Source organism: Sphingomonas sp. Leaf198 (assembly GCF_001424005.1).
In the GTDB taxonomy this organism is placed as follows: domain Bacteria; phylum Pseudomonadota; class Alphaproteobacteria; order Sphingomonadales; family Sphingomonadaceae; genus Sphingomonas.
Map to the genome: position 1 here is coordinate 52,414 of NZ_LMPX01000002.1, position 26,575 is coordinate 78,988.

The following is a 26,575-nucleotide window of genomic DNA, read 5'->3' on the forward strand; positions in this document are numbered from 1 at the left end:
GAAGAATATATGGAGAGTGAAGTGGCCGCCGATCGAGATCCCATCGTCATCCTGTCCTACGCGCGCACGCCGATGGGATCGTTCCAGGGCGCGCTTGCCGGCGCCACCGCAACACAGCTTGGCGCCGACGCGGTGCGCGGTGCGGTCGCGCGCTCGGGTGTGTCGGCGGCGGAGATCGAGCGGATCTACATGGGCTGCGTACTCCCCGCCGGACTTGGCCAGGCGCCGGCGCGGCAGGCGGCGATCAACGCCGGGCTGGGCGATCATGTCGAGGCGACGACGGTCAACAAGATGTGCGGATCGGGGATGCAGGCGGCGATCCTTGCCGCCGATGCACTGGCGGCGGGCTCGGTCGACCTGCTCGTCGCGGGCGGCATGGAAAGCATGACCAACGCGCCGTATCTCTCGAAGAGTCACCGCGGCGGCGCGCGGATCGGCCACGATCGGATGTACGACCATATGTATCTCGACGGGCTCGAGGATGCTTACGAACCCGGCAAGCTCATGGGCAATTTCGCCGAGGATACCGCGCACGAATACCAGTTTACGCGCAAGCAGATGGACGACTACGCGATCGAATCGCTGCACCGGGCGCAAGCCGCGCAGAAGTCCGGCGCATTCGACCGCGAGATCGTCTCCGTCGATATTGCTGGCCGCAAGGGCATGACGACGATCTCGCTCGACGAGCAGCCGGCCAAGGGCGACGTCGCCAAGATCCCGACGCTGAAGCCCGCCTTCTCGAAGGACGGCACGATCACCGCCGCCAACGCTTCGTCGATCTCCGACGGTGCCGCCGCTTTGGTGATGACGCGGGCGAGCGTCGCGGACCGGCTCGGCATCACGCCGATCGCCCGCGTCGTGGCGCATGCCGCACATGCCCATGCACCGGCGCTGTTCACGACCGCGCCGGTGTTCGCGATGCGCAAGGCGATGGAGAAAGCCGGCTGGTCGGCGTCGGATATCGACCTGTTCGAGGTCAACGAAGCCTTCGCCGTCGTCGCGATGATCGCGATGCGCGACCTCGGTCTGCCGCATGAGAAGGTGAACATCCACGGCGGCGCGTGCGCGCTCGGCCATCCGATCGGCGCTAGCGGCGCGCGGATCCTGGCGACGTTGCTGTCGGCGCTGGAGACGACCGGCCAGAAGCGCGGGCTTGCCTCGCTCTGCATCGGTGGCGGCGAAGCGACGGCGATGGCGGTGGAATTGATGAACTGACGGTATCGAGGGGGCACTGCCCCCTCGACCGCTGCCGGGATTAGATTTCCAGCGTGTAATACGCGGCGACGACGCGGTCGCTATAGACCCCGAACGGATCGCATGTCGTAAAACCGGCCTGTTCGTACAACACATGCGCCGCAGCAAAGGACGCTGCCGTTCCGGTTTCGAGGCTGATCCGCCGATACCCTCGGGTCCGGGCCTCGGCGATGACATGATCGAGCAGCCTCCGGCCCACGCCACGTCGTAGATAGTCTGGCGCAGTGCGCATCGATTTCAGTTCGCCGTGGGTATCGTCGAGACGCTTCAACGCCACCAGCCCGACCACTTGATCGCCGTCCCATGCCGACCAGACCGTGACCGTGGGATCGCGCAACCCGGTCAGGTCCAGCGCGAATACGCTGCCCGGCGGCGAATTTGCGTGGGCTGCGCGGAGATGCAGTTCGACCAGTGCGACGACCTCCGGCCTCGTCAGATCGTCACGAACGATCCGCCACGAATCGGACTTCAAGGCAAAACCTCACCAGCCTCGACTCCCCAGAGCCCGCCAACGGCAACAAACCCCGCCTGCCCCTTCACATCCAACCGGCACCAGCCATTGCCGCACCGGCTCAGCCGCCCGACCACGCCCGGCGCTGCACGCCACAGCAATTTGGCGGACGAGACAGGCTTCTCCCGCAATTCCACCGGCCCCGCGCCGTGGACGATCGCGGTGCGCGTACCGCTCAGCAGGTTCGCCTGCATCCAGCCTTCGGTGCCGTCGGGATCAGCGACCTTGCGCCACTCCTTGAAGATCGCGACGACCTTGATCGGCAGATCCTGGCGTTGATACAGCCAACTCGCCGGATACGTCCGTGCCGGCCCGGTCCGCATCCGCGCGCGCGACGCCGAGATTGAGGCGTAATAGGGCACGCTCTTCTTCGTCGCGTCGGCCGCGGTCGCCGGGTCGGGCACCAGCGCGGTGACAACAAGAGCGGAAAGCGCGGCGGCGAGAATGCGCATGGTCATGTCCTAACTGGCGAACCGAACTCCTATCGCGACGAACCGCTTTCCTCAACCGAAGTTGCGGCCCTCACGTTGACGGGACGTTGACGGGCACGAGCGCCTTCGCCAAGCCGTCCCCATGATCGACACACGCCGCTGTCCGAACCCCAAGGTCGTCGTCACCCGCGAGCTGGCCGATACGCTGATGGATCGGATGGAGGCGCTGTTCGAAACGCAGAACAACCGTGCCGACACCAAGCTCGACCGCGAGCAGCTTGCCGCGGCGATGGCCGATTGCGACGTGTTCGTGCCGACCGTGACCGACGATATCGACGCCGACCTGATCGCGGGCGCGGGTGACCGGCTGAAGCTGATCGCGAACTACGGCGCGGGCGTGAACCATATCGACCTGAAGGCGGCGCGCGCCCGCGGGATCATCGTCACCAACACGCCGGGGGTGCTCACCGAAGACACTGCCGACATGACGATGGCGCTGATCCTGTCGGTGCCGCGGCGCTTGGCCGAGGGCGAGAAGCTGGTGCGATCGGGCCAGTGGAACGGCTGGAGCCCCGGCGGGATGCTCGGCCACCGGATCGGCGGCAAGGCGCTCGGGATTGTCGGGATGGGGCGGATCGGCCAGGCGGTCGCGCTCAGGGCGCGCGCGTTCGGGCTGACGATCCATTATCATAACCGCACCCGCCTGCCCTCGGTTCGCGAGGCGCAGCTGGCCGCTACTTTCCACCCGTCGCTCGACGACATGCTGGCCGCCGTCGACATTGTCACGATCCACACGCCCCTGAACGCCGACAGCCGCGACCTGATCGACGCCCGTCGGATCGGCCTGATGCAGCCGCACGTGTACCTGATCAACGCCGCGCGTGGCGGGATCGTCGACGAGGGCGCGCTGGTCGATGCGTTGGAAGCGGGCAAGCTCGCGGGCGCAGGTCTGGATGTCTGGGCACACGAGCCGATAATCGATCCGCGGCTGCTCGCGCTGCCCAACGTCGTGATGCTGCCGCACATGGGCTCCGCGACGCTCGAAGGTCGGATGGCATCAGGCGAGCGCGTCATCCAGAATATCCGGATGTGGGCAGATGGCCATCGCCCGCCCGATCAGGTGCTCGACGGCTGGGTCTGAGCTTCAGCGATCGATCCTCCCCCGCGAGGGTGAGGTGGCGCTGAAGGTGACGGAGGGGAAACGGAACCCACGTTTCGCTTTCCTCCCCCTCCGTCTGGCAAGGGCCAGCCACCTCCCCCTGGCGGGGGAGGATCGCAACGCTTTAAACCGCGCGCATCCAGTGGGTTCGCGCTACCGTCCCGGTCAGGACCTTGGAGCCGAACGCCTTGATGATCTTCGCGGCGTCCGCACTGTTCATCAGCACGACGCGGGTGCCGCCCGACGGCAGCGTCTCGATCGCGCTGATGGTCGCGTCGTGCTTCTTGCACATCGCGACGACCTGAGGCTGTTCGACGCTGACGTTGACCGCGCGCGAGATCGGCACGACCGTTTCGGTGCCCGTCGTCACGATGCGATCCCTGAGGTCACGATGGCTGAAGTGATCGTCATGCGGCATTCCCGGCTCGGAGCGGGAGCGCAAAGCATCTCTCAGTCGCAGCCTGCCCGTACGAAGCGCCGCGATGCCTCGGCTATGCGCGCTATCGCCCCGAACGGCAATGGCGCGGCATGCTTTCGCTATGCCCGCACCCGCAGCAAAGCGAGGCCGAACCCGACGAAGATCGCCCCGGTCACGCGGTCGAACGCGCGCCGCAATGCGGGGCGCGTCAGATAGCGCGCGAGCGTTCGCCCACCGGCTGCATATACGCCGTACCAGAAGCTCTCGACCACCGCGAAGGTACCCACGAGGATCGCGAACTGCGGCGCCTGCGGTGAGGCGCGATCGACGAACTGCGGCAGGAATGCTGCGGCGAACAGCAGCAGCTTGGGATTGCTGATCCCGATCACGAACCCGCCGCGATACAGGCGCCACGCCGACACGGTTGGGAGGAGCGCCACCGGCGACGTATCGTCGCCGACATCGATCGGAGACCCCGCCCCGCGCCACGCCTTGATCCCGAGGAATATGAGGTACGCGACGCCGGCATAGCGCAACGCATCGAACACGCGTGGCCATGCTGCGAGCAACGCGGACACGCCTGCCGCCGACGCCGCCAGCACGAGCACCAGCGCGGTCAGGCACCCCGCCATCGCCGCGACGCTGCGCCGCGCGCCGAAGGCGATGCTGCGCGTCATGACGTGCAGCATGTTGGGTCCGGGCGTTCCGCATAGGAGGAACACCGCGACCACGAACAACCACCAGGCGTGTAGCGTCATGTTTACTCCCCTGCCCTTCATGCGGATGAAGAAGACCTGGCTGCCTACTGGCGCCCGCAGCCTGCTCAGAGCCCTGCCAAAAACAGTCCGTCACCCCGGACCTGTTCCGGGGTCCACGGTGCGGCAAACTCACACTCGAGAGAGCGCGGCACCGTGGATGCCGGAACAAGCCCGGCATGACGAAGAACGTGGCGTGTTGGCACAGCAGCACCGCCGCTAAACTGCGGTTCGCTACTGCCTCCAGCCTCAATCCCCCGTCAAAATCCGATCGACCAGCTGCCCGACGCTCGGCACGAAGCCGTTCGAATAGAACGGGTCCTTCTTGAAATTATACGCGGCATGCCCGGCGAACATCAGGTTCTGGTCGATGTCGCCGCCGTGCGCGATGTCCTGCAGCGTCTTCTGGATGCAGAAGCTGCGCGGGTCGGCCAGGCGGCCGGTCGAGTTGGTCTCGGTATCCGCCCAGCTCGAGAACGAGCATTGCGACAGGCAGCCCATGCAATCGGACTGGTCCTTGCGGATCATGCCCTTCTCGGTCGGGCTGACGAACACCAGCGTGTTGTCGGGCGTCTTGAGCGCATCGGTATAGCCCTCGCCGAACCACTGCCGCGCGCGCAGCAGGTCGTTGCGCGTGACCCAGAAGTTCTTGCCCTTCACGCCGACGTCGAGCTGGAACACGTGATCGCCAGCCTCCTGCGTCGAGAAGGCGATCTGGCGCTCGGAGCGTGCTTCCAAAGAGCGCAGGAACGGATTGCGCACCGCGGACGAATAGAAGCCGGTCGGCGAGAATTTGTGCAGCAGCACGTCGCCGGGCTCGATCTGCGTCAGCGCGTTCTTCCAGCCCTCGGGGATCGGGCTTTCGCGCGTCAGCAAAGGCCGCGTACCGAACTGGAACGCGATCGTGCCGAGCTCGGGATTGTCGATCCAGTCGTTCCAGTCGCGCAGATACCAGACGCCGCCCGCCATCACGATCGGCACGTCGTCCGAAATGCCGCCCTCGCGCATCACGTCGCGCAGTTCCTTCACGCGCGGATACGGGTCCTGCGGCTTCAGCGGGTCCTCGGCATTTGACAGGCCGTTATGCCCGCCTGCGAGCCAAGGATCCTCGTACACCACCGCGGCGAGCCACTCGGCCGCCTTCGAATACGCGCGCTTCCACAGCGCACGGAACGCGCGACCGGAACTGACGATCGGCAGATAGCTGACGCCGTAGGAGGCGGTGATCTCGGACAGCTTGTACGGCATGCCCGCGCCGCAGGTGACGCCGGCAACCTTGCCGCGCGTGCGCTCCAGCACACCGTGCAGGATCCGCTGCGCGCCGCCCATTTCCCACAGGACGTTGATGTTGATCGCGCCCTTGCCGTCGGCGATCTCGTACGCACGCTCGACCTGCTGGACCGCGCCTTCGATCGCGTATTCGACGAGTTCCTCGTGCCGGTCGCGCCGCGTCAGCGCCGCATAGACCTGCGGGATGATCTTGCCGTCGGGATCGTAGCTGTCGGCGTTGACCGCCGAGACCGTGCCGATGCCCCCGGCCGCAGCCCAGGCGCCAGCCGACGCGTGGTTGGTCGCGGCGACGCCCTTGCCGCCCTCAACCAGAGGCCAGACTTCCCGACCGTTATAGACGATAGGCTTCAGGCCCTTGAACACGACGTCACCTCTCCCGGAAAATACGGCCCCCTATATCGCAAGGACGCAGCGTGCGAGCAATATTAAGACCTAGGTTAGTAGATCGCCCAGTGCGCCCGGCCGGCCGAGCGCGTCCTCGTACAGCGTGCGATAGCGAGCGATCATAACCGCTTCGTCGAATTCCGCGCGCGCCTTGGCCTGGTTCGCGGCCCCGACCGAGGCGCGCAACGCCGGATCGGCAACCAGTGCCTGCAACGCGTCGCGCAGCCGGACTTCGTTGGCGATGTCGGTCACGAACGGCAGGTTTTCCGTCGAGACCATCCGCGTGATATCGCCGACCGGATAGCTCGCGATCGGCAGGCCCGCGGCCATCGCCTCGACCACCGCAATCGGGAACTGCTCGCTGCGGGACGACACGGCGAGCATGTCGAAATGGCCGATATAACGGTAGGGACGATCGAGGAATCCGGGCAGCACCAGCTTGTCCGCCATCCCCATCGCGGCGGCGGCTTGCAGGATGTTCGCGCGCTCCGGCCCCTCGCCGACGATCACCAGCCGCACCCGGCCCGAGACGCCACCGACCGCCCGGACCAGCGCGGTCAGGTCCTTCACCTCGCGCAGGCCAGCGAGCGCACCGATCACGGTTTCCTTGGCGTTGCGCGTGAACCCGGGGATCGCCTTGGGCTCGGGCTTCTGCGCGTAATAGGCGGTGCCGATCCCGTTGACGATCCGGTGGACGCGCTCGCGCGGCTGTTTCCAGGTCTTCAACGCGATGCCTTCGAGCACCTCGGACGGCACCGCGAGCGCATGCGCCGCGCCCAGCGCGAGCCGCCGATAGATGTTGCGCTCGATCTTGAGCCCGCTCGCCTCGTCCGCGTTGAACCCGTCCTCGTGGTGTACGAGCGGCGGCGCGCCCTTGGCGAACGCGCGGCGGGCCATCGCCCCGTCGATCGCGCCCCAGTTATACGTCAGCACCAGATCGAACCGCCGCATATACTGCGCGATCGCCTCGTAGCGTTTCACCGACGGCTTGCCGGTCAGCGGCGGTGGAGTCTGCGCGATCTCGTAGCGGATGCCCTTCGCGATCGAGTCCCGCGCGCTGAGCGCATCCGGCATCCCCGACACGATGGTGTGCTTTGCGCGATCGCCGAACGCATTCATCAGCCGGACCGCGCGCGCCTCCTTGCCGCCAAGGTCGAACGACGAGTGGAGATGGAGGATGTTGACGGGTGCGGCCATCCGCGACCGATGCCGATTTTCGCGGCAGCTTTCAAGGTGGCGCAAAGCCGTTTCGGCGGGTGTGGTCTTGCACGATCGATGCCGCGATGCCATTATATGACAACAACGTCATGCGCAGCAAGCAGCGTGACGACACCCGAAGACTGACAGAGAGTTGGACGAGGATTTCGAGCAGCGGTCGCGCTCGATCGATGGTTTTGCCCGCATGCGGCGAGGTCTTCGCGCGGCCCGAACGACAATCCGGTCCCTGAGTCCCGCCCCCGCTGTCGAAGCGCTGGAGGCCGGACAAGACCGCCAACGACGAGGCACGACGATGCGGCTCCCTTCCAACGACGACATGACCACGCCCCAGCTGAACGGCGACTCCGGTGCAGCGACGATCGATACGCGCGTGACCCGGCGCGGGCTGCTTGGGTCGGCGATCACTGCGGGCGGCGCGGCGATGCTGCCGCTGGCGTCCGCCGATGCCGCCCCGACCGAACGCAACGTCGACGTGCTGCTGGTCGGCGGCGGCATCATGAGCGCGACACTCGCGGTGCTGCTCCACCAGCTCGAACCGACCTGGACGATCGAACTGGTCGAGCGGCTCGACAAGGTCGCGGAGGAAAGCTCGAACGGCTGGAACAACGCGGGTACCGGCCACTCGGCGCTGTGCGAACTGAACTACACGCCGGTCAACGCGGCCGACGGCCTGGTCGAGATCAAGAAGGCGATCGAGATCAACGAACAGTTCCAGGTCACCCGCCAGTTTCTCAGCCATCAGGTCGATGCCGGGATGCTCGCCAACCCGCGCTCGTTCATCAACTCGACCCCGCATATGAACCTGGTCTGGGGCGATGCGAACGTAGCGTTCCTGCGCAAGCGCCATGCCGCGTTGCAGGCCAGCCCGTTGTTCTCGGGCATGGAATTCTCGACCGATCCCAAGCAGATCGCGCAGTGGGTACCGGTGATGATGCAGGGTCGCGACCCCGCCATGAAGCTCGCCGCGACGCGCTCGCCGCTCGGCACCGACTGCAACTGGGGCGAGGTCACGCGGCAATATGTCGACGCGATGCGCAAGCAACCGGGCTTCACGCTGACCACCGGCCACGAGGTGCGGTCGCTGGAACGCAGCGCGGACAAACGCTGGCGGGTGACCGCGCGCGACATGAAGAGCGACGAGAAGCGGATCATCAACGCGCGCTTCGTGTTCGCCGGCGCGGGCGGTGGCGCGCTACCGATCCTGCAGAAGTCGGGGATCCCCGAGGCGGACGATTATGCCGGCTTCCCGGTCGGCGGCTCGTTCCTCGTCACCGACAAGCCCGAGGTGGCGCAGCGTCACCTCGCCAAGGTCTACGGCAAGGCCGCGGTGGGCTCGCCGCCGATGTCGGTGCCGCATCTCGACACGCGCTATCTCGACGGCAAGCAGGCGCTGCTGTTCGGGCCGTTCGCGACCTTCTCGACCAAGTTCCTGAAGGAAGGCTCGTATTTCGATCTGCCGGCATCGGTGACGCTCGACAATTTCCGGCCGATGATCGCGGTCGGCTGGGACGATTTCGACCTGGTCGAATATCTCGCGGGGCAGCTGATCATGTCGGACGCCGACCGGATGACCGCGCTGCGCGAGTATTTCCCGGGGGCGAAGGATGGCGACTGGCGCCTGTGGCAGGCGGGCCAGCGCGTCCAGATCATCAAGCGCGATCCGAACAAGGGCGGCGTGCTGAAGCTCGGCACCGAGATCGTCGCGTCGAAGGACGGCTCGATCGCGGCGCTGCTCGGCGCATCGCCGGGCGCCTCGACCGCGCCGTCGATCATGCTCGATTTGTTGAAGAAAGTGTTCCCCAACCACCTCGCGACCGCGGCATGGCAGGGCAAGATCCGCGAGATCGTCCCGAGCTACGGCGTCACGCTCAACGACAAGCCCGACCTGATCGCCAAGACCTGGGCGGCGACCGCGCAGACGCTGCAACTGACGGTGCCATCGCCCGCGGTGTTCGTGTCGACGCAGCCCAAGCCGGCGGCGACGCGCGTCAAGGTCGACCGCAGCCCCGATCTGGCACTGTAAGGGCGGGGCGAGCCAACCCCATTACCGTCATCCCCGCGCAGGCGGGGATCCATACTGGCCGGCTTATCGGTAAATCGCCGGCTCTGAGGGTATGGATCCCCGCCTGCGCGGGGATGACTAATAAGGGAGGGTCAGGCGGCGAACACATCCTTCGGGATATGCGTGATCCGGCAGGCCAGGTCGGCCTCGCCGCTTGCCACGACGTAGAAGTCACCCGCGTCGGCGATGCCCGTCGTGAAGACGACGTTGTCGAGGTACATCTGGTCCTTCAACGGCTCGGTCAGTTCGGGCTTTGGCTCGAGCAGCGCGGTATGCTCGGTCGCGACGGTGATCGAGGGATCGTCCTTGTCGAGGATCGACCAGTACGTCCGGTAGATCCCGACGACGCCCGACGGCTCCACCCCGTGCCACAGCGTCAGCCAGCCACGATCGGTCAGGATCGGGGGCGCGCCGCCGCCCATTCGCGCGGTCGAGACGGTGGCCGAATGCGGCCGGATGCCGGGCTTGTCGTGCGGCTTCCAGTGCAAGGCATCGGGCGAGCGCGACAGGTTGATCGACGGTCCACTCCGCCATTCGCTACCCGGCGGATACGCGAAATACAGGTCGCCGAGCGGGCGGGTCTGCGCCCAATACTGCCCATCGATCAGCCCTTCGAAGATCAGCATGTCCTTGTTCTGGTGATCGAGCACGATCCCCTCGAGCTGCCAGTCGAGCGCGTCGGCGGACGAATACAACGTCGTCGAATGCCGCTCCGGGCTGACCGAGCACGTGGTCATCAGATAGCGGTCGCCGACCTTCGAGATCCGCGCATCCTCGACGCCGTAGCATTGGTACGAGGTGCGCGGCGCGATCGCCTTGTCGTAATGCACCTCGACCACCGATCGCCCCTCGGCGTCGAGTTCAACCGGCAGCAGCCACGACAGCGAGGTTAGCGCCATCACCTTCCATCCGCCGCCGGGGATCAGGAATTTGCGCGGGTCCTTGGTATCGACCATCTGCAGCGGCCACGCATCGAGCAGGTATGCGCCGTCCTGCCAGCGGATCGCGTGGACGTTGCCGTTCTTGACCGGCTGCTTGAGCGCCTCGGCGACGCGCACCATCAGCAGCAGGTTGCCGTTCGCCAGCCGCGTCATCCCGGGATTGAACGCGCCGAGCACATAGGTCTCCGCGCCGACCTTCCCCGCCAGCGGCGAGCGCGACAGGTCGATGTCGGCGGGGGTGAAGACGAGCTGGTCGAACATGCTATTCTCCTTGGTGATACGCGGCGACGCGACCATTCATCGCTACCGTCATCCTGACGAAAGTCAGGATCCAGAGCCGTGAAGGACGCCTCTCCGTTACTCTGGATCCTGACATTCGTCAGGATGACGGGAAGGGCGTGGCGCTCGACGACATACCGCCGAGCCGTCTTGCCTATTCCCCCTCAAGCGCCCGCGGGACGATGACGATCTGCTGGATCACGGTCCGGGTCGGCTGCGTCAGGACAAACTCCACCCCGACTGCGATGTCCTCCGCGCGCAGCATCTGCTCCGCCTCGATCATCTGGCGCTGCTTGTCGTCGGGCACGTCCGGATACTGCATGTTCGAGCCGACCTTGCCGGGCTCGACCAGCGAGACCTTGATCCCCTTCGGCCCGAGCTCACGCCGCAACGCTTCCGAGAAGCCGGCGATTCCGGACTTCACCCCGGCATACACCGTCGAGCTCGGCCCGAGGATATGCGCGCTCAGCGAGCCGATGATGACGATGTCGCTGATCGGCTTCATCCGATGCGCGGCATGATGCGCGCTGAGCAGGTATGCGGTGAAGTCGACCGCGATCGCGTAGCGAAGCTCGTCCTCGCTCATCTGCGTCAGGCCGCCGGCTGCGACCGCCGCGTTGACGACGGTGATGTCGAAGCCCCCGAGATACGCCTCGCCCGCATCGAAGAACGCGCGGACCTTGTCGGGATCGGCGAGCTCGGTGATCATCCCGTCGCCCTCGCCGACTTCGCGAATGCGGGCGAGCGCGTCCTGCAGATACCGTTCGTCGCGGCCGCAGATATAGACCTTGGCGCCCTCCGAGGCGAGCAGCACCGCGATTGCCCGGCCGATCCCGGTGGTCCCCCCGGTGATGATCGCGCGGCGGCCCTTCAGCGGGCGGACGGTGGTGTGGGCGTCGGAGAGTTCGGTCATCAAGTATCCCGGCTTGTCAGCAGATTGGCGGCGAAATGCACGGTGAAACACTGCGCGCCGCCCTCCCCTAAGCGCGGATCGCCGCCCCCTCAAGCGCGCGCGCCAGCAACCGGTCGATCGGCTCCTGCAGCATCGTCTCGCTCAGCGTCGGCGCGTGGCCGACGCCCGGCACCGTCACCACTTCGGCCAAGTCGAGCGACGCCGCCATCCGCTCCGCGGTCGCCGCCGACAGCAGGTCCGAGCGGCCACCGCGCACGATCAGCGTCGGCACGTCGCGCAGCGAGCCCAGCGCCTGCCACATGTCCGGCCCGGCCTCGTTGCCTGGTACGCGAAACGGCTCGGCGATCTTCAGATCGTAATCGAGCACGATCCGGCCCGAACTGTTGAGCCGGTACAGCCGCTTGGCCATCGCCAGCCAGTCCTCGATCTGCCAGTCGGGATAGACGTCGCCGTTATTCTCGGCGACGCAGCGCGCGGCGTGCATCCAGGTCGGGAAGACGCTGGACTTGCCGACATAGCCGCGGATCCGCGCCAACCCCTGCGCGTCGATCTCCGGCCCGACATCGTTGAGCAACGCCGCCGCCATCCGCCCCCGCGACGGCCCCGCCATCAGCATCGTGACGATTCCGCCCAGCGACGTCCCGAACGCGATGTACCGATCGATCCCCTGCTCCGTCAGCAGCGCCTCGACATCGTGCACGTAAGTAAGCGGGACATACGACATCGGGTCCTTGGCATATGCGCTCTCGCCACGCCCGCGAAAGTCCACTGCGATCAGGCGCCAGCGCCCGGCCAGCCTTGCCGCGAGCGCATCGAAATCGCGCGCATTCCGCGTCAGCCCGGCCATGCAGACGATCGGCGGTTGGCCTTCCTCGCCCCCCGGATAGTCCCGTGCGTGCAGTCTCAGCCCGTCGTTGGACCACCAATAGAGGTTTTCGTGTGCGGCCATGGTTGCGTCCTTCGGGTAGCGGCCACCATATCGCCGCATGGCCATCGACCCGCAAGTGTCCCCCTCGGCACGCTATCGCCCCGAAGCAAAGCTCCTCGACCTCGGCGACGGCTTCTTCGATCCCGTCGCGCCCGCCGACTTCCCGGAGACGCGGCTTCGTTTCCGCAACGACCGCGCCGCTGCGCAGATCGGCCTCGATGCGCTGACCGACAACGAATGGACGCGCCATTTCGGCCGGTTCTCACCGCTCCCCGACACGCTCCCCCAGCCCTTGGCCCTCCGCTATCACGGCCATCAGTTCCGCAATTACAATCCGGATCTCGGCGATGGCCGCGGTTTCACCTTTGCGCAGATGCGGGATGACCGAGGCCGGTTGATGGACCTCGGCACCAAGGGATCTGGCCAGACTCCGTGGAGCCGCGCGGGCGACGGTCGCCTCACGCTCAAGGGCGGGATGCGCGAGATCCTCGCCACCGAAATGCTCGAGGCGCTGAACGTCCCTACCTCGCGCACGCTGTCGCTGATCGAGACGGGCGAAGAACTCCAGCGCGGCGACGAGCCCAGCCCGACGCGTTCGGCGGTCCTCGTCCGCCTTAATCACAGCCACGTCCGAATCGGCAGCTTCCAGCGCCTCGCCTACGAACGCGACGAAGCGGGTTTGCGCAAACTCGTCGGCTACACGCTCCGCAACCTCTACGACGAGGACAGCGAAGACCCGGTCCGCCTGCTCGACCTCATCGTCGGCCGTACCGCGCGTCTCGCGGCGCGCTACATGGCGGCGGGCTTCGTCCACGGCGTGCTCAATTCGGACAATATCAACGTCACCGGCGAGAGCTTCGACTATGGCCCGTGGCGGTTCGCCCCGACCTGGGACCCGGCCTTCACCGCTGCCTATTTCGATCATCAGGGGCTCTACGCGTTCGGTCGCCAGCCCGAGGCGATCCACTGGGACGTGATGCAGCTGGCCGTCGCGCTCCGCCAGATCGCCGACAGCGATCCTTTGGTGGCTGCACTCGACGAGTTCGGTCCGCGCTATCAGCCGGAAGTCACACAGGCGATCCTCTGGCGCTTGGGCGTCCGCCCGCGCGATCCCGATACCGACCGCGACCTCGTCCAGGCCACCGAACGCGCGCTCCGCACCTCCGGCGTCGGGATCGACCGGTTCTTCTTCGATGCCTTCGGTGGGGATCTGCCCGACACCTACGCCGAACCCTGGGCCGAAGTCCGCACCGCGCTCGCCACCTACGAATCCCGGAAGGACCGTTCGCACCCGTACTGGGATGGCGAGCCGTGCAGCATGCTGATCGACGAGGTGGAGGCGATCTGGGCGCCGATCGCCGAGCACGACGACTGGAGTGTGCTGAACGCCAAGGTCGCCGCCATCCGCACGATGGGCGAAGCACTCGCCGAGTAATCTCCCCCCTCCCTGGAAGGGAGGGGCTGGGGGTAGGTCGGTTTCCGTGTGGTGCAACGGTTGCGTCGCAAACCGGCCTACCCACCCCCGCCCCCTCCCTTCCAGGGAGGGAGAAGCAAGCCGGGCACACCTCCACGGAACAGACCCCGCATCCGCCAGTGGAAACTCGCCGCGAATCAAGGCAAGAGCGGCGCATGTCCGACGAGATCATCTCCTACGAGCCGGCCACCGGCGCGATTCTCTGGCGTCAACCGATCGGCGACGTCGATGCCGAAGTCGCCTGCGCGCGCGCCGGCTGGTCGAGCTGGGCCTCGAAGCCGCTCGCCTTCCGGATCGAGACGATGCGGCGTTTCGCCAACATCGTCCGGCAGCGCAACGACGCGTTCACCGACCTGATCTCCCGCGAAACCGGCAAGCCGATCTGGGAAGCGCGCGGCGAGGTCGAGACGGTGATCGCCAAGGTCGACATCTCGGTCAGCGCCTATGCCGATCGCACCGCGCAGCGCCGCCTGGAAGCGACGATGGGGTCGCGGATCGCCGTCCGCCACAAGCCGCATGGCGTGCTCGCGGTGCTCGGACCGTATAATTTTCCCGCGCATCTGCCCAACGGGCACATCGTCCCCGCGCTGATCGCCGGCAACGCGGTCGTCTTCAAGCCGTCGGAAAAGACCCCGGCCGTCGGCGCGTTCCTCGTCGAATGCTTCCGCGCCGCCGGCGTACCGCCCGAGTGCATCCGCCTCGTGATCGGCGGCCCGAACGAAGGCAAGGCGCTTGCCGCGCACCCCGATATCGACGGGCTGTTGTTCACCGGTTCGGCGCGCACCGGCCTGGCGCTCAACCGCGCGTTCGCCGACAAGCCCGAGAAGATCCTCGCGCTCGAGATGGGCGGCAACAACCCGATCGTCGTCTGGGACACGCCCGACCTGCACACCGCAGCGATCCTGATCATCCAGTCGGCCTTCACCACCGCCGGGCAGCGCTGCACCGCGGCGCGCCGGCTGATCGTCGACACCAAGCTGTACGACCCGCTGATCGCCACCGTCGACAAGATGGTCGGGCGGATCATCGTCGGAGAACCGCACGCCAACCCCGCCCCGTTCATGGGCCCGGTGATCGACAACGAAGCCGCCGAGCAGCTGAGCGAAAGCTTCCTCGAACTGCTCACGCGCGGTGGCCGCCCGATCCGCCATCTCGAACGCCCGGTCGCGGACCTGCCGTTCCTGAAACCCGCGCTGATCGACGTCTCCGATATCGCCGACCGCCCCGATATCGAGCTGTTCGGCCCGATCCTGCAGGTCGTCCGCGTCGACGATTTCGACGCCGCGATCGCCGAGGCGAACAACACGCGCTACGGCCTGTCCGCCTCGCTGATCAGCCAGACGCCCGCGCTGTACGACCGCTTCTGGGCTAACATCCGCGCCGGCATCGTCAACTGGAACAAGCCCACCAACGGCGCCTCGTCAGGCGCCCCGTTCGGCGGCATCGGCTGGTCGGGCAACCACCGCCCGAGCGCCTATTACGCCGCCGATTACTGCGCCTACCCGGTCGTCAGCAGCGAATCCGAGAGCGCGCGTGCGTCGATCGGCATCGGCCTCGCCGACGGCTGACCGCGTTTCGGCGCGTTCGAAAGCAATCCTACCTCCCGCCAAAGCATCATTCGGTTGCGGTGCAGCGGGTTGCCGTCCATCTCTTATCCTATGGCAAGCCTCCTAGATCCCACCGCCCGCGGGCGCGTCATCCTCGTCGGGGCGGGACCGGGCGATCCCGGCCTCCTCACCGTCCGCGCGGTCGAGGCGCTGAAGACCGCCGACGTCGTCGTCCATGATGGGCTGATCGACCCGCGCGTGCTCGACATCGCGCCGCCGGAAGCCCAGCGCATCTCGGTCGCCAAACAGCGCGCGCGGCATACGCTGCCACAGGAGGCGATCAACGCGCTGATCATCGCGCATGTGAAGACCGGCGCGATCGTCATCCGGTTGAAGGGCGGCGACCCGTTCGTGTTCGGTCGCGGCGGCGAGGAGGTCGAGGCGGTCCGCGCTGCGGGCTTGCCCGTCGAGGTGATCCCCGGCGTCTCGGCCGCGCTCGGCTGTGCCGCCGAAGCGATGCTGCCGCTTACCCACCGCGATCATTCGAGCGCGGTCAGCTTCGTCGCGGGCCAGTGCAAGGGGCTGAGCGAGCAGAACTGGGCGGGGCTGGCTGGGCAGGGCCGGACGCTGGTGATCTACATGGGCATCGCGAGCGCGACCGACATCGCCGACAAGCTGATGACCGACGGCGTCGCCCCCGACATGCCCGTCGCGGTGCTAGAACGCGGCACGCTCGAGGGTTCGCGGGCGATCCGAACGCTGCTCGCCGATCTCGGCGCGATGGTCACGCGCGAGGCGGTGAAAAGCCCCGCGATCATCATCGTCGGCGAGGTCGTCGAACTGTCGGACGCCGAAGACAAACTCGCCCGCTGGGCCCGCGTAGCAGAGGACGCCGCCGCATGAAGCTGTTGACCGGAAACGATCTTCCCACCGGCGACGTCGTCTGGTGGACCGGCAACGGCTGGTCGCGCCACATCGAGGACGCGACCGATGTCGGCGTGGCCGGCGAAGCGATCCTCCAGGCGGAGGAAGGCGCACGCCGCGTCAACGTGCCCTATCTCATCGAGGCGACGCAGACCAACGAAGGCCCCCGCCCCGCCCACATCAAGGACCGCATCCGCGCTTTGGGCCCGACGATGCGGCCCGACCTTACTCTCAAACCCGCCGACCCCAACGCCGGCAGCTGGGTGATATGATTCACGCGAAGGCGCGAAGGCGCGAAGAGGTTAGTGAGAAGGTGTTTCACGCGGAGACGCAGAGACGCGGAGGTGTTGCGCTTGCCGCGCAGCAGCCTTCACACTCCTTAGCCGCTTCAGCTTTGTTGCCCGCTAGCGCGGGTGCTTTCTCCTCCGCGTCTCCGCGTCTCCGCGCGAACAAAATTCTTCTGAATCTCTTCGCGCCATCGCGCCTTCGCGTGAACCAATCCTTCTCCGGGACCTCGCATGTATAAATACGACGAATACGATCAGGCGATCGTCGACCAGCGCGTCGACGAGTTTCGCGATCAGGTCCGCCGCCGCCTCTCGGGCGAGCTGACCGAGGACCAGTTCAAGCCGCTGCGGCTGATGAACGGGCTGTACCTCCAGCTGCACGCGTACATGCTGCGCGTCGCGGTGCCGTACGGCACGCTCGACGGCCGCCAGATGCGGATGCTCGGGCATATCGCGCGCAAGTATGATCGCGGGTACGGCCACTTTACCACGCGCCAGAACATCCAGTTTAACTGGATCCAGCTCGACCAGACTCCGGACATCCTCCAGGAGCTGGCGACGGTCGAAATGCACGCCATCCAGACCAGCGGCAACTGCATCCGCAACATCAGCTCGGACCAGTTCGCCGGCGCTGCCGCGGACGAGGTCGCCGACCCCCGCCCCTGGGCCGAGCTGATCCGCCAATGGTCGACGTTCCACCCGGAATTCACGTACCTGCCGCGCAAATTCAAGATCTGCGTGATCGCGGCGGACGAGGATCGCGCGGCGATGCGGCTGCACGACATCGGCATCGGGTTGCACGTCCGCGACGGCGAACTTGGCGCGAAGATCTTCGTCGGCGGCGGCATGGGCCGCACGCCGATGATCAGCCACGAGATCCGCGACTTCGTGCCGGCCGACGACCTGATGAGCTATCTCGAGGCGTGCCTGCGGGTCTACAATCGCTATGGCCGGCGGGACAACATCTACAAGGCGCGGATCAAGATCCTGCTCCACGAGATCGGCCCCGACGAATATCGCCGCCAGGTCGAGGAGGAGTTCGCCGCGGTGAAGGGCCTCGGTCTCGATCCGCCGCGCGCGGAACTGGAGCGCATCACGAGCCACTTCGGCGCGCCCGACTTCGACGCCAGCGCCTCGACCGACATCGACCGCAGCGATCCCGACTTCGCGGTCTGGCTCGACCAGAACGTGAAGGCGCACAAGCAGCCGGGCTATGCGATCGTCAATATCAGCCTGAAGCCGATTGGCGGCATTCCCGGCGATGCGTCGGCGGACCAGATCGACGTGATGGCGGATCTCGGTACGCGCTACAGCTTTGACGAACTGCGCGTCACGCATGCGCAAAACATCGTCCTGCCGCACGTCCGCATCGCCGATCTGCACGCGGTGTGGTCGGCCCTCAACGAGGCGGGGCTTGCCGAAGCCAATCTCGACCTGATCAGCGATATCATCGCCTGCCCCGGTCTCGATTATTGCAGCCTCGCCAACGCGCGATCGATCCCGCTCGCACAGAAGATCGCGACGCGGTTCGGCAGTCTCGATCGCCAGCGTGACCTTGGCGAACTGAAGCTCAAGATCAGCGGCTGCATCAATGCGTGCGGGCACCACCATGCCGGCCACATCGGCATCCTCGGCGTCGATAAGAAGGGCACCGAGAATTACCAGCTGTCGCTTGGCGGCTCGGGTGCGGAGGACGTCAGCCTCGCGAAAATCACCGGGCCTGGCTTCTCCGAGGACGGCGTGGTCGACGCAATCGAGCGTGTGACCGACCGGTATCTGCAGGTCCGCGATCCCGGCGAACGCTTCCTCGACACCTACCGCCGCGTCGGCTTCGAGACGTTCAAGGAGGCGATCTATGGTTGAGTATCCGGACCAGACGCTGCTCCGCTTCCGCGACGACGAGCCGCATGACGAGCCTGCGGTAACGCTCGATTCGTTCATCGGCCAGAGCAACGCCGCGGCGGTGCGCCTGGAAGCGGGCGACGATGCCCGCGCGCTGCTGCCGCAGATCGACCAGCTCGCGCTGATCGAGGTGAGTTTTCCCGGCTACCGCGACGGGCGTGGGTATTCGTCGGCGCGGATCCTGCGCGAGGCGGGCTATACCGGCGAACTGCGCGCGCAGGGCGACGTGCTGGTCGACCAGATTCCGCTGATGCGGCGGTGCGGGTTCGACAGCTTCGCACCGCAGGCACCGATCGATATCGACGTGCTGCGCGCGAGCCTGGAACGCTACGATACGCCGTACCAGAAGGCGGCGGACGGTGCCGTGCCGGTGTGGAAGCTGCGCCATGGGTGAGCCCGCGCGCCAACTCGACATGATCGACGTCACGCCGGCGTTCACGCGCGCCGATGCGATGGCGATGCAGGAGCGGTTCGAAGGCGTCTCGGCGCAGGAGATGCTGTTCGAGTTGCTGGTCGGCGAGTTGCGCGGGCGGATCGCGGCGGTGTCGTCGTTTGGTGCGGAGTCGGCGGTGCTGCTGCACATGGTGGCGCAGGTCGATGTCGACGTGCCGGTGGTGTTCACGAATACGCAGAAGATGTTCGGCGAGACCTTGGCGTATCGTGACGAACTGGCCGAGAAGCTGGGCTTTACGGATCTGCGCGTGTTCCGGCCTGATCCGCGGTTGCTGGCGATCAAGGATAAGACGGGCCTGCGCTGGTCCTACGATCCCGATGGCTGCTGCGACCTGCGCAAGGTCGAGCCGTTGCGGCGGGCGCTCGCACCATTCGACGCGTGGATTTCGGGGCGGAAGGGCTTCCAATCAGGAACCCGTACCGCGCTGCCCCGGTTCGAGGAGGATGAGGGGCGGTTGAAGATCAATCCTCTAGCGGACTGGAACAAGGCCAAGCTCGACGCCTATTTCGCGGAGCATGATCTGCCGCGGCATCCGCTGGAGGCGCAAGGCTATCTCTCGATCGGCTGCGCGCCGTGCACGACCAAAGTCGCCCCCGGCGAAGACCCACGCGCAGGCCGCTGGCGGAGTTTCGACAAGGTCGAATGCGGCATCCACGCCCCCACCGACTACGACCCGATGATCTGACCACTTTCCCTCGCCCCTTCGGGGAGAGGGAGGGAGGAGCCACTTGGCGACGGAAGGGAGAGGGGAGTTGGGATGCAAAGTCCCGAGCCTCACTCCCCTCTCCCTTCCCACGGCAAGAGCCGCGGGCCCCTTCCCTCTCCCCGAAGGGGCGAGGGAGAAGCGGATCAATACTCGGCGAGATCCGAGAATTTCGTGATCGTCGGATCGAACTTCATCCGGACCTTGCCGGTCGCACCGTGACGCTGCTTCGCGATGATCAGTTCCGCCAGGCCGTAGACCCGCTCCATCTCCGCCGCCCACGACGCATGGTCCTCGAAGATCTTCGAGCTATCGCCTTCCGCCGGCCGCTTGGGCTCCTTCGATGCGACGTAATAATCCTCGCGGTACACGAACCAGACCATGTCGGCGTCCTGCTCGATCGAGCCGGACTCACGAAGATCCGAGAGCATCGGCGTCTTGTCTTCGCGCGATTCGACTGCACGCGAGAGCTGCGACAGCGCCAGCACCGGCACGTTGAGATCCTTCGCCAGCGTCTTCAGCCCGCGTGAAATCTCGGAAATTTCCTGGACGCGGTTGCCATCCTTGCTCTTGCCCGACCCCGACAGCAGCTGGAGGTAGTCGACCACCACCAGCCCGATCTCGTTGTTATGCCGGCGCTGCAACCGGCGCACGCGCGTATGCAGTGCGCCGATCGAGAGACCGCCGGTATCGTCGATGAACAGCGGCAGGTTCTCCAGTTCCGCGGCGGCGGCGGCGAGCTGTGCGAACTCGGTCCGGCTGATCTTACCCATGCGCAGCGATTCGGACGATATCTGCGACTGCTCGGCAAGAATACGCGTCGCCAGCTGATCCGCGGACATTTCCAGCGAGAAGAACGCGACCTTCGCCCCGACCGAATCCTTGGGCGCGATCCCGTCGGCCATGTCGCGCATCCAGCGCCGCGCGGCGTTGAACGCGATGTTGGTGGCGAGCGAGGTCTTGCCCATGCCCGGACGGCCGGCGAGGATCATCAGATCGCTGTGATGCATGCCGCCGATCTTCGCGTTGATCGAATCGATGCCGGTGGTGACGCCCGACAGGTTGCCGCCCGAGTTCAGCGCGCGCTCGGCCATCTTGACCGCCGCGGTGGTCGCCTGCGCGAACGACTTCACCGTGTTCTCGGAGCCGCCATCGGCCGCGACCTTGAACAGCTCTTCCTCGGCCAGCTCGATCTGCGCTCGCGGATTGACCTCTTCCGAGGTGTCCATCGCGCGATCGACCAGCGTGCGGCCGACCGACACGAGCGCGCGCAACATCGCGAGATCGTAGATCTGCTGCGCGAACTGGCGTGCACCGATCAGCCCCGCGCCGCTGCCGGTCAGCCCGGCCAGATACGCCGGCCCGCCCAATTCGCGCATACCCTCGTCCGCATCGAACATCGGCCGTAGCGTCACCGGCGTCACCAGCATGTCGTTGCCGCGCAGCGTCTTGATCGCCGCGAAGATGCGTCCGTGGACGGGCTCGAAGAAATGCCCGGGCTCAAGCTTGTCGACGAGGTCGTCCGCGAGCCGGTTGTCGATCATCATCGCACCGAGCATCGCGGCCTCGGCCTCGACGTTGCGGGGAAGCTGCTGCGGTTCGGGGACCGCGGGAACGGGGAATGCGAGAGTTGCCATGCACCGTACTTACGCGATGCTGACCTTCCGGTCCAAGCGCACTGCGACGGAATGTGGGGATAAGTCGCCTCCTTCTGCGCCCCTCCCTGAAAGGGAGGGGTCGGGGGTGGGGCGGGTTCCGGATCATGGAACGGTTGCGGCCAGAGCTGGCCTACCCACCCCCAGCCCCTCCCTTCCAGGGAGGGGAGCGCGTCTAGCTCTTGGCGTCCGCGTGTTCAGACCAAGTGACAGGCGATACGACCCCCGCTATCGAACCGGTATGGCCGACCCGCGGATCATCGACGTGCAACTCGACGAGACCAGTCTCGGCTGGCGCTCGCCCGACGTCGAGCAGGAGCGGCGGATCGCGATCTTCGACCTGATCGAGGGCAATCACTTCGCCCCGCAGCGCGCCTATGCCGACGGCTATGCGGGGCCGTACAAGATCAAGCTCCAGTCGGAGGAAGGGCGCCTCGGCATCCATATCCACCGCGAGGACGACACGCATCTCGAGACGCTGGTGCTCGCGCTCGGGCGCTTCCGCCGACCGATCCGCGATTATTTCGCGATCTGCGACAGCTATTACCAGGCGATCCGGCAGTCCTCCCCGGCGCAGATCGAGACGGTCGACATGGCCCGCCGCGGCGTCCACAACGAGGCCGCCGAGCTGCTGAAAGAGCGTCTCGACGGCAAGATCGAGGTCGATTTCGACACCGCGCGACGGCTGTTCACGCTGATCTGCGTCCTCCACATCCGCAACTAGAAGACCCATGGCTCACGCACTTTTGAAATTCGCGGCCGCGCTGGCCGCGACCGGCTTCGTCGGTATCTGCGGCTGGACCGCCGCGACCGGGTGGCACCCCGACGTCAAACACTACCCGCTGCAGGGCATCGACCTTGCCGAGAACCCCGGCCCGGTCGAATGGGGCACGGTGCGCGCGAGCGGCGCCGACTTCGCCTATATCGTCGCAACATCGGGGACCGACCGGCGCGATCCGACGTTCGAGGCGAACTGGGCGGCGTTGCCCGACGCCGGCCTGCGCCGCGGCGCGGTGCACGTCTATTCCTTGTGCCAGCGCGCGGACGAGCAGGCGAACGCGTTCAATACCTTCGTGCCGCGTACGTCGGACGCGTTGCCGACCGCGGTCGACATCGCGTTCCACGACGACTGCACCGCACGGCCGGATCGCGCGACGCTGATCGCCGACATCGCGCAGTTCGTGACGATGGTCGAGACGCACACCCGCCAGCCGGTGATGCTGCGGATCAGCAAGGCGGTGGATTCGAAATACACGCTGTCCGACGCCGTCCCGCGGCCGCTATGGGCGGTAGAGAATATCCTCAAGCCCGACTACACCGCGCGACCGTGGCGGATGTGGCGCGCAAGCGACTTCCGCCGCATCGACGGAATTGAGGGACCGGTGAACTGGGACGTGGTGGCATCATGAACGAACAAGCAACGCAACTCGTGGCCGCAGCACGCAACGCCGCGCGCAACGCTCACGCGCCCTACTCGCGGTTCGCGGTCGGTGCCGCAGTGCTGCTAGACGATGGCACGGTGATCACCGGCGCGAACTTTGAGAACGCCAGCTACGGCCTGTCGCTGTGTGCCGAGACCGTCGCGATCGCCACCGCCAGCGCGGCAGGGCGGCTCCGCGATATCGTCGCGATCGGCGTGATCGGCGGCGCGATGGATGCCGATGGCCGCCCGACCGGCACGTCCCCCGTGAGCCCGTGCGGCCGCTGCCGCCAGGTCATCAACGAAGCCGCGCAGATGGGGAAACGCGATCTCCCGGTGTACTGCGGCGCCGCGGAAGGCGATGCGATCCGCACCTATACCGTCTCGGAACTGCTCCCCGACGCGTTCGGTCCGGCGGATCTCGGAATAGGCTGACCGATCAGCGTCGCGTGATTGGCCCGGCCAGTGCGCGGCGGCGGATCGCGTGATGCTCGACACGACGGAGCAATTCGTCGAGGTCCTCCCGACCGACGTCGAGCGTCTCCCCGAGGTCGATCAGCGCAAGATCGAGATCCGCGTCGGTCAGCATCGCCGCTTCGGGCTCGCGCGCGGGTTCGCTGGCCGGCACCGGCCGGTGCGGATAGCGCTGCCCGGTGATCCGATGAAACGCCACGCCCAATCCGACCAACGCGACCGAGTTGACGGCGATCGGCACCAGCGCGAACCCGAACCCCGCGTCCCACACCGCCGGCCCGCCAAGCACCGCTGTCAGTGCCACCGCACCCGCCGGCGGATGCAACGACCGCGTCAGCGACATTGCGAGGATCGCGCCGCCCACCGCGAGTCCGGCCGCAACGACCGGAATCGGCACGAGCTTGAGAGCAGCGACGCCGACGAGCGCCGAGATCACATTGCCGCCGATCACCGACCAAGGTTGCGAGAGCGGGCTGGCGGGCACCACGAACACCAGCACCGCCGCGGCGCCCATCGGCGCGACCAGCAGCAGCAACGATCCGTGCGGGTGGATAATCGTCGCGCTGATGACGCTCGTCAGCGCTATGCCGAGGCACGCACCCAGGCATGCCAGCAGCCGACTGCGTAAAGTGACACCGGCGAGTATCGGAACGAACGCGCGCATCTTGACCCCTGCGATTGATCCGCGTCCGTAGGGCCTCGCGGACGGCAAGTCATCCGCAACGCGATTCTGCGCGCGTTTGCGGTCGTGCGTGGTGTCGCGAGCGTGCCCCCTTGCCGTGACGCCGCATCCGGGCGAAAGCGCACCCCGAAGAGGAGCTACCATGTCCGTGATGTCCGACCGCTGGATCCGCGAGCGCGCGCTCGGCGACGCGATGATCGAACCGTTCCATGAGGCGCAGCGCCGCGATGGCTGCATCTCGTACGGGCTGTCCTCCTATGGCTATGACGCGCGCGTTGCCGACGAGTTCAAGATCTTCACCAACGTAGACAGTGCGATCGTCGATCCGAAGGACTTCGCGGCCAACAGCTTCGTCGATCGCAAGACCGACGTGTGCATCATCCCGCCGAACAGCTTTGCGCTGGCGCGAACCGTCGAATATTTCCGCGTGCCGCGCGACGTCCTGGTGATCTGCCTCGGCAAGTCGACCTATGCGCGCTGCGGGATCATCGTCAACGTGACCCCGCTCGAGCCCGAATGGGAGGGCCATGTGACGCTCGAATTCTCGAACACCACGCCCCTACCGGCCAAGATCTACGCCAACGAAGGCGCCTGCCAGTTCCTGTTCCTCAAGGGGAACGAGCCTTGCAAAGTGAGCTACGCAGACCGCGCGGGGAAATACATGGGCCAGCGCGGGGTGACGTTGCCGCGTCTCTAGGGCTTAGGGCAAACCGAGTCGGGCGACTGCGGATAGTTCGGGACCCGATCCACCTTTGCTCCGGGTCTGCAGATTGCCCGCTTCCGCGGCACCTATCAGGCCAGGACAGTGGGTAAGCCGTATCCGCGTTCAGGGCCGCGCCGGAAGCACTCGCGCTCTCTCGCACTAAGAGCCTGCCATCACGGCCGCGAGGTTACGCTCAGCGAGTCGCGATCTGCTGGGTCTGGCGGGCGAGCGCCCGGTTTGCGAGATCGTGCGACGACGCCACTGCGCCCGACGGCAGGTCCATCGCGACCGCCGGTCGTTCCAGCACCGCCGCATACAGCGCGCGGGCTTCCGAGTCGCGACCGGTCCGATGATACACCGACGCCAGATTGATCATCAGCTCGGGACGTTGCGGGAAGATCTTCCGCTCGGCGACGATGCGCTGTTCCGCCGTCGAGAGGTCGCCCGCTGCGATCGCCGTATAGCCGGTACGATCCACGGTTGCGGACGATCCCGCCAGCGCCGGCGTTGCCGTGCCAAGGATTGCGAGAGCGAACAGAACGGTCTTGCGCATCATCCATCTCCACTGACCTCCGCCGATCCGAAGGTTTCATTTTTGTGACAACGGTGTGTCACTTTGAAGACTGTCATACAAGTACATCGATCAACTTCTCGTGGGGCCCCTGCGCCCCCCGTTCGGTGGCAAACAACAAAAAAAGGGCGGTCCCGGAGGACCGCCCTTTGGACGTTCGATGCTGTACGCCGACTTAGAAGTCGTTGCGGTACTGCTCGTTGCCGATGAAGCCGAGCTTCGTGATCGCGGACCGCTTGATCACCGCAAGCGTGCGATCGACCACTTCATACTTCGCCTGCGGATCAGGCTGGAAGTGGAGTTCGGGCTCCGGCGTCATGCCAGCGCTCTGATCCAGATACTGGCGCAGCGTGACCTCATCGACCGGCGCTCCGTTCCACGCCACGACACCCGCCGGATCGATCGAGATCTTGTTCTTCTCGGGATTGACCGGGTTCTGCGGCTGGTTCGGGCTGTTGACCGGAAGGTCGACCTTGACCGCATGCGTCTGGATCGGGATCGTGATGATGAACATGATGAGGAGAACGAGCAGGACGTCGATCAACGGCGTCATGTTCATTTCCATCATCGGCGCGCCGTCTTCTTTGCCGCCGCTCATTGCCATTTTATACTACTCCTAAATACGTCCGAGCCACCGTCAGCGGTCGGCATCAGCGTTCCGCATCAACGTTCGGTGGTGACGCCGGGAGGCGGTTCGGAGATGAAGCCGACACGGGCGAACCCGGCCTGCTGCATCGTGTAGATCGTGGCGCCGATGCAGCGATACGGTGCGTTCACATCGCCGCGGATATGCGCCTCGGGCAATTCGAGGCCAGCGGCATTGGCACCGCCCTGACGCGCGATCTCCGCCTTCAGCTTATCGACGCCCCGCTGCAGCAACTCTTCGTGAGTCACCGGGGAAAGACCCCAATAGACCTGGCACTGTCCGTTGGCCGACGTCACCGAGAGCGAGACGTTCTCGGGCTTGGTCATCGTCGGATCGAAGCGAACATCCGGCAGCTTCAGCTGCACCGCCTGGACCGCGACCGTAGTCGTCACCAGGAAGATGATCAGGAGCACGAGCATGACGTCGACCAGCGGCGTCGTATTGATGTCCGATATCGAACTCTCGGTGGAATCGCCACCAACACTCATCGCCATGTGCGAACTATCCTATCCATTTGATCGCCACCGGAACTGCCGGCGGCAATGAAGCGGAGCCGCTGCGGACAGCAGCCCCGCCTTTTGCGCATCTTG

General features: G+C 66.2%; 28 protein-coding genes. 14 read left to right on the forward strand and 14 right to left on the reverse strand.

Annotated elements, in window-relative coordinates:
• The first annotated feature begins 21 nt into the window (after nt 1-21).
• The gene (locus ASG20_RS07280) at nt 22-1,215 is read left to right on the forward strand and encodes an acetyl-CoA C-acyltransferase (RefSeq protein ID WP_443025904.1); all 1,194 of its coding nucleotides are present in this window, start codon (nt 22-24) and stop codon (nt 1,213-1,215) included.
• Between the two features lie 40 nt (nt 1,216-1,255).
• On the opposite strand, the gene ASG20_RS07285 is transcribed toward ASG20_RS07280, so the two are convergent.
• A complete protein-coding gene (locus ASG20_RS07285) occupies nt 1,256-1,726 on the reverse strand; it encodes a GNAT family N-acetyltransferase (protein ID WP_056050655.1) in 471 nt (156 codons plus the stop codon).
• The gene (locus ASG20_RS07290) at nt 1,723-2,223 is read right to left on the reverse strand and encodes an SH3 domain-containing protein (RefSeq protein WP_082470844.1); all 501 of its coding nucleotides are present in this window, start codon (nt 2,221-2,223) and stop codon (nt 1,723-1,725) included. Before ASG20_RS07290 ends, ASG20_RS07285 begins: the two co-directional genes overlap by 4 nt.
• Before the next feature lie 115 nt (nt 2,224-2,338).
• Here ASG20_RS07290 and ASG20_RS07295 point away from each other — a divergent pair, with 115 nt between their 5' ends.
• On the forward strand, nt 2,339-3,337 hold the full coding sequence (locus ASG20_RS07295) for a 2-hydroxyacid dehydrogenase (RefSeq protein WP_056050656.1): 999 nt from the start codon (nt 2,339-2,341) through the stop codon (nt 3,335-3,337).
• Nucleotides 3,338-3,479: 142 nt separating this feature from the next.
• Here the strand turns inward: ASG20_RS07295 and ASG20_RS07300 are convergent, their stop codons facing one another.
• From ASG20_RS07300 to ASG20_RS07315, 4 genes are all read right to left on the reverse strand, one after another.
• A complete protein-coding gene (locus ASG20_RS07300; protein ID WP_231420905.1) occupies nt 3,480-3,725 on the reverse strand; it encodes a hypothetical protein in 246 nt (81 codons plus the stop codon).
• A gap of 167 nt (nt 3,726-3,892) precedes the next feature.
• Complete coding sequence (locus ASG20_RS07305; RefSeq protein ID WP_056050658.1) at nt 3,893-4,531, reverse strand: LysE family translocator; 639 nt, start codon at nt 4,529-4,531, stop codon at nt 3,893-3,895.
• 246 nt (nt 4,532-4,777) lie between these two features.
• Nucleotides 4,778-6,181, reverse strand: a complete 1,404-nt coding sequence (locus tag ASG20_RS07310; protein WP_056050660.1) for an NAD(P)H-dependent flavin oxidoreductase — start codon at nt 6,179-6,181, stop codon at nt 4,778-4,780.
• A gap of 69 nt (nt 6,182-6,250) precedes the next feature.
• Entirely contained in the window at nt 6,251-7,399 is a 1,149-nt protein-coding gene (locus tag ASG20_RS07315) for a glycosyltransferase (RefSeq protein WP_056050662.1), read from the reverse strand.
• 313 nt (nt 7,400-7,712) lie between these two features.
• On the opposite strand from ASG20_RS07315, the gene mqo reads away from it, so the two are divergent.
• Nucleotides 7,713-9,443, forward strand: coding sequence for a malate dehydrogenase (quinone) (gene mqo, locus ASG20_RS07320; protein WP_082470845.1), 1,731 nt, complete (start codon nt 7,713-7,715; stop codon nt 9,441-9,443).
• 131 nt (nt 9,444-9,574) lie between these two features.
• Here the strand turns inward: mqo and ASG20_RS07325 are convergent, their stop codons facing one another.
• From ASG20_RS07325 to ASG20_RS07335, 3 genes are all read right to left on the reverse strand, one after another.
• Nucleotides 9,575-10,684, reverse strand: a complete 1,110-nt coding sequence (locus tag ASG20_RS07325) for a glycosidase (protein WP_056052750.1) — start codon at nt 10,682-10,684, stop codon at nt 9,575-9,577.
• Between the two features lie 172 nt (nt 10,685-10,856).
• Nucleotides 10,857-11,615 carry an SDR family oxidoreductase gene (locus ASG20_RS07330; protein WP_056050664.1) on the reverse strand — a complete coding sequence of 253 codons (759 nt, stop codon included), beginning with the start codon at nt 11,613-11,615 and terminating at the stop codon, nt 10,857-10,859.
• A gap of 67 nt (nt 11,616-11,682) precedes the next feature.
• Nucleotides 11,683-12,564 (reverse strand): alpha/beta fold hydrolase, encoded by an 882-nt coding sequence (locus tag ASG20_RS07335; RefSeq protein WP_056052753.1) that lies wholly within the window; start codon nt 12,562-12,564, stop codon nt 11,683-11,685.
• 37 nt (nt 12,565-12,601) lie between these two features.
• Here ASG20_RS07335 and ASG20_RS07340 point away from each other — a divergent pair, with 37 nt between their 5' ends.
• The 7 genes from ASG20_RS07340 to ASG20_RS07370 all read left to right on the forward strand — a co-directional run bounded on the left by ASG20_RS07340 (nt 12,602) and on the right by ASG20_RS07370 (nt 19,816).
• Nucleotides 12,602-13,978: a protein adenylyltransferase SelO gene (locus tag ASG20_RS07340; protein WP_056050666.1), complete on the forward strand. Its 1,377-nt coding sequence runs from the start codon at nt 12,602-12,604 to the stop codon at nt 13,976-13,978.
• 194 nt (nt 13,979-14,172) lie between these two features.
• Nucleotides 14,173-15,585: a succinylglutamate-semialdehyde dehydrogenase gene (gene astD / locus ASG20_RS07345; RefSeq protein ID WP_056050669.1), complete on the forward strand. Its 1,413-nt coding sequence runs from the start codon at nt 14,173-14,175 to the stop codon at nt 15,583-15,585.
• Between the two features lie 90 nt (nt 15,586-15,675).
• Nucleotides 15,676-16,467: a uroporphyrinogen-III C-methyltransferase gene (cobA, locus tag ASG20_RS07350; protein WP_056050670.1), complete on the forward strand. Its 792-nt coding sequence runs from the start codon at nt 15,676-15,678 to the stop codon at nt 16,465-16,467.
• Nucleotides 16,464-16,760: a DUF2849 domain-containing protein gene (locus ASG20_RS07355; protein ID WP_056050671.1), complete on the forward strand. Its 297-nt coding sequence runs from the start codon at nt 16,464-16,466 to the stop codon at nt 16,758-16,760. Before cobA ends, ASG20_RS07355 begins: the two co-directional genes overlap by 4 nt.
• Nucleotides 16,761-17,006: 246 nt before the next feature.
• Nucleotides 17,007-18,638 carry a nitrite/sulfite reductase gene (locus ASG20_RS07360; protein WP_056050672.1) on the forward strand — a complete coding sequence of 544 codons (1,632 nt, stop codon included), beginning with the start codon at nt 17,007-17,009 and terminating at the stop codon, nt 18,636-18,638.
• Nucleotides 18,631-19,071: a DUF934 domain-containing protein gene (locus ASG20_RS07365; protein WP_056050673.1), complete on the forward strand. Its 441-nt coding sequence runs from the start codon at nt 18,631-18,633 to the stop codon at nt 19,069-19,071. The genes ASG20_RS07360 and ASG20_RS07365 overlap by 8 nt, the downstream gene beginning before the upstream one ends.
• Nucleotides 19,064-19,816 carry a phosphoadenylyl-sulfate reductase gene (locus ASG20_RS07370; RefSeq protein ID WP_056050674.1) on the forward strand — a complete coding sequence of 251 codons (753 nt, stop codon included), beginning with the start codon at nt 19,064-19,066 and terminating at the stop codon, nt 19,814-19,816. The genes ASG20_RS07365 and ASG20_RS07370 overlap by 8 nt, the downstream gene beginning before the upstream one ends.
• A 164-nt stretch (nt 19,817-19,980) precedes the next feature.
• Here the strand turns inward: ASG20_RS07370 and ASG20_RS07375 are convergent, their stop codons facing one another.
• Nucleotides 19,981-21,471 carry a replicative DNA helicase gene (locus ASG20_RS07375; protein WP_056050676.1) on the reverse strand — a complete coding sequence of 497 codons (1,491 nt, stop codon included), beginning with the start codon at nt 21,469-21,471 and terminating at the stop codon, nt 19,981-19,983.
• A gap of 259 nt (nt 21,472-21,730) precedes the next feature.
• On the opposite strand from ASG20_RS07375, the gene ASG20_RS07380 reads away from it, so the two are divergent.
• From ASG20_RS07380 to cdd, 3 genes are read left to right on the forward strand one after another with little or no spacing between them, the layout of a single operon-like run.
• Complete coding sequence (locus tag ASG20_RS07380) at nt 21,731-22,213, forward strand: UPF0262 family protein (RefSeq protein WP_056050677.1); 483 nt, start codon at nt 21,731-21,733, stop codon at nt 22,211-22,213.
• Between the two features lie 7 nt (nt 22,214-22,220).
• On the forward strand, nt 22,221-22,898 hold the full coding sequence (locus ASG20_RS07385) for a glycoside hydrolase family 25 protein (protein WP_056050678.1): 678 nt from the start codon (nt 22,221-22,223) through the stop codon (nt 22,896-22,898).
• Entirely contained in the window at nt 22,895-23,344 is a 450-nt protein-coding gene (gene cdd / locus ASG20_RS07390) for a cytidine deaminase (RefSeq protein WP_056050679.1), read from the forward strand. The genes ASG20_RS07385 and cdd overlap by 4 nt, the downstream gene beginning before the upstream one ends.
• Before the next feature lie 4 nt (nt 23,345-23,348).
• On the opposite strand, the gene ASG20_RS07395 is transcribed toward cdd, so the two are convergent.
• Nucleotides 23,349-24,047, reverse strand: a complete 699-nt coding sequence (locus tag ASG20_RS07395; RefSeq protein ID WP_056050680.1) for an HPP family protein — start codon at nt 24,045-24,047, stop codon at nt 23,349-23,351.
• A 160-nt stretch (nt 24,048-24,207) separates the two neighbouring features.
• Between ASG20_RS07395 and dcd the strand changes: the two genes are divergently transcribed.
• Nucleotides 24,208-24,762, forward strand: a complete 555-nt coding sequence (gene dcd / locus ASG20_RS07400; protein WP_056050682.1) for a dCTP deaminase — start codon at nt 24,208-24,210, stop codon at nt 24,760-24,762.
• A gap of 199 nt (nt 24,763-24,961) precedes the next feature.
• On the opposite strand, the gene ASG20_RS07405 is transcribed toward dcd, so the two are convergent.
• The 3 genes from ASG20_RS07405 to ASG20_RS07415 form a co-directional block, all read right to left on the reverse strand.
• A complete protein-coding gene (locus tag ASG20_RS07405; protein WP_056052755.1) occupies nt 24,962-25,321 on the reverse strand; it encodes a tetratricopeptide repeat protein in 360 nt (119 codons plus the stop codon).
• Nucleotides 25,322-25,514: 193 nt separating this feature from the next.
• On the reverse strand, nt 25,515-25,943 hold the full coding sequence (locus ASG20_RS07410) for an ExbD/TolR family protein (protein WP_056050684.1): 429 nt from the start codon (nt 25,941-25,943) through the stop codon (nt 25,515-25,517).
• 59 nt (nt 25,944-26,002) lie between these two features.
• Nucleotides 26,003-26,479 carry an ExbD/TolR family protein gene (locus ASG20_RS07415; protein ID WP_056050686.1) on the reverse strand — a complete coding sequence of 159 codons (477 nt, stop codon included), beginning with the start codon at nt 26,477-26,479 and terminating at the stop codon, nt 26,003-26,005.
• Between the last annotated feature and the right edge of the window lie 96 nt (nt 26,480-26,575).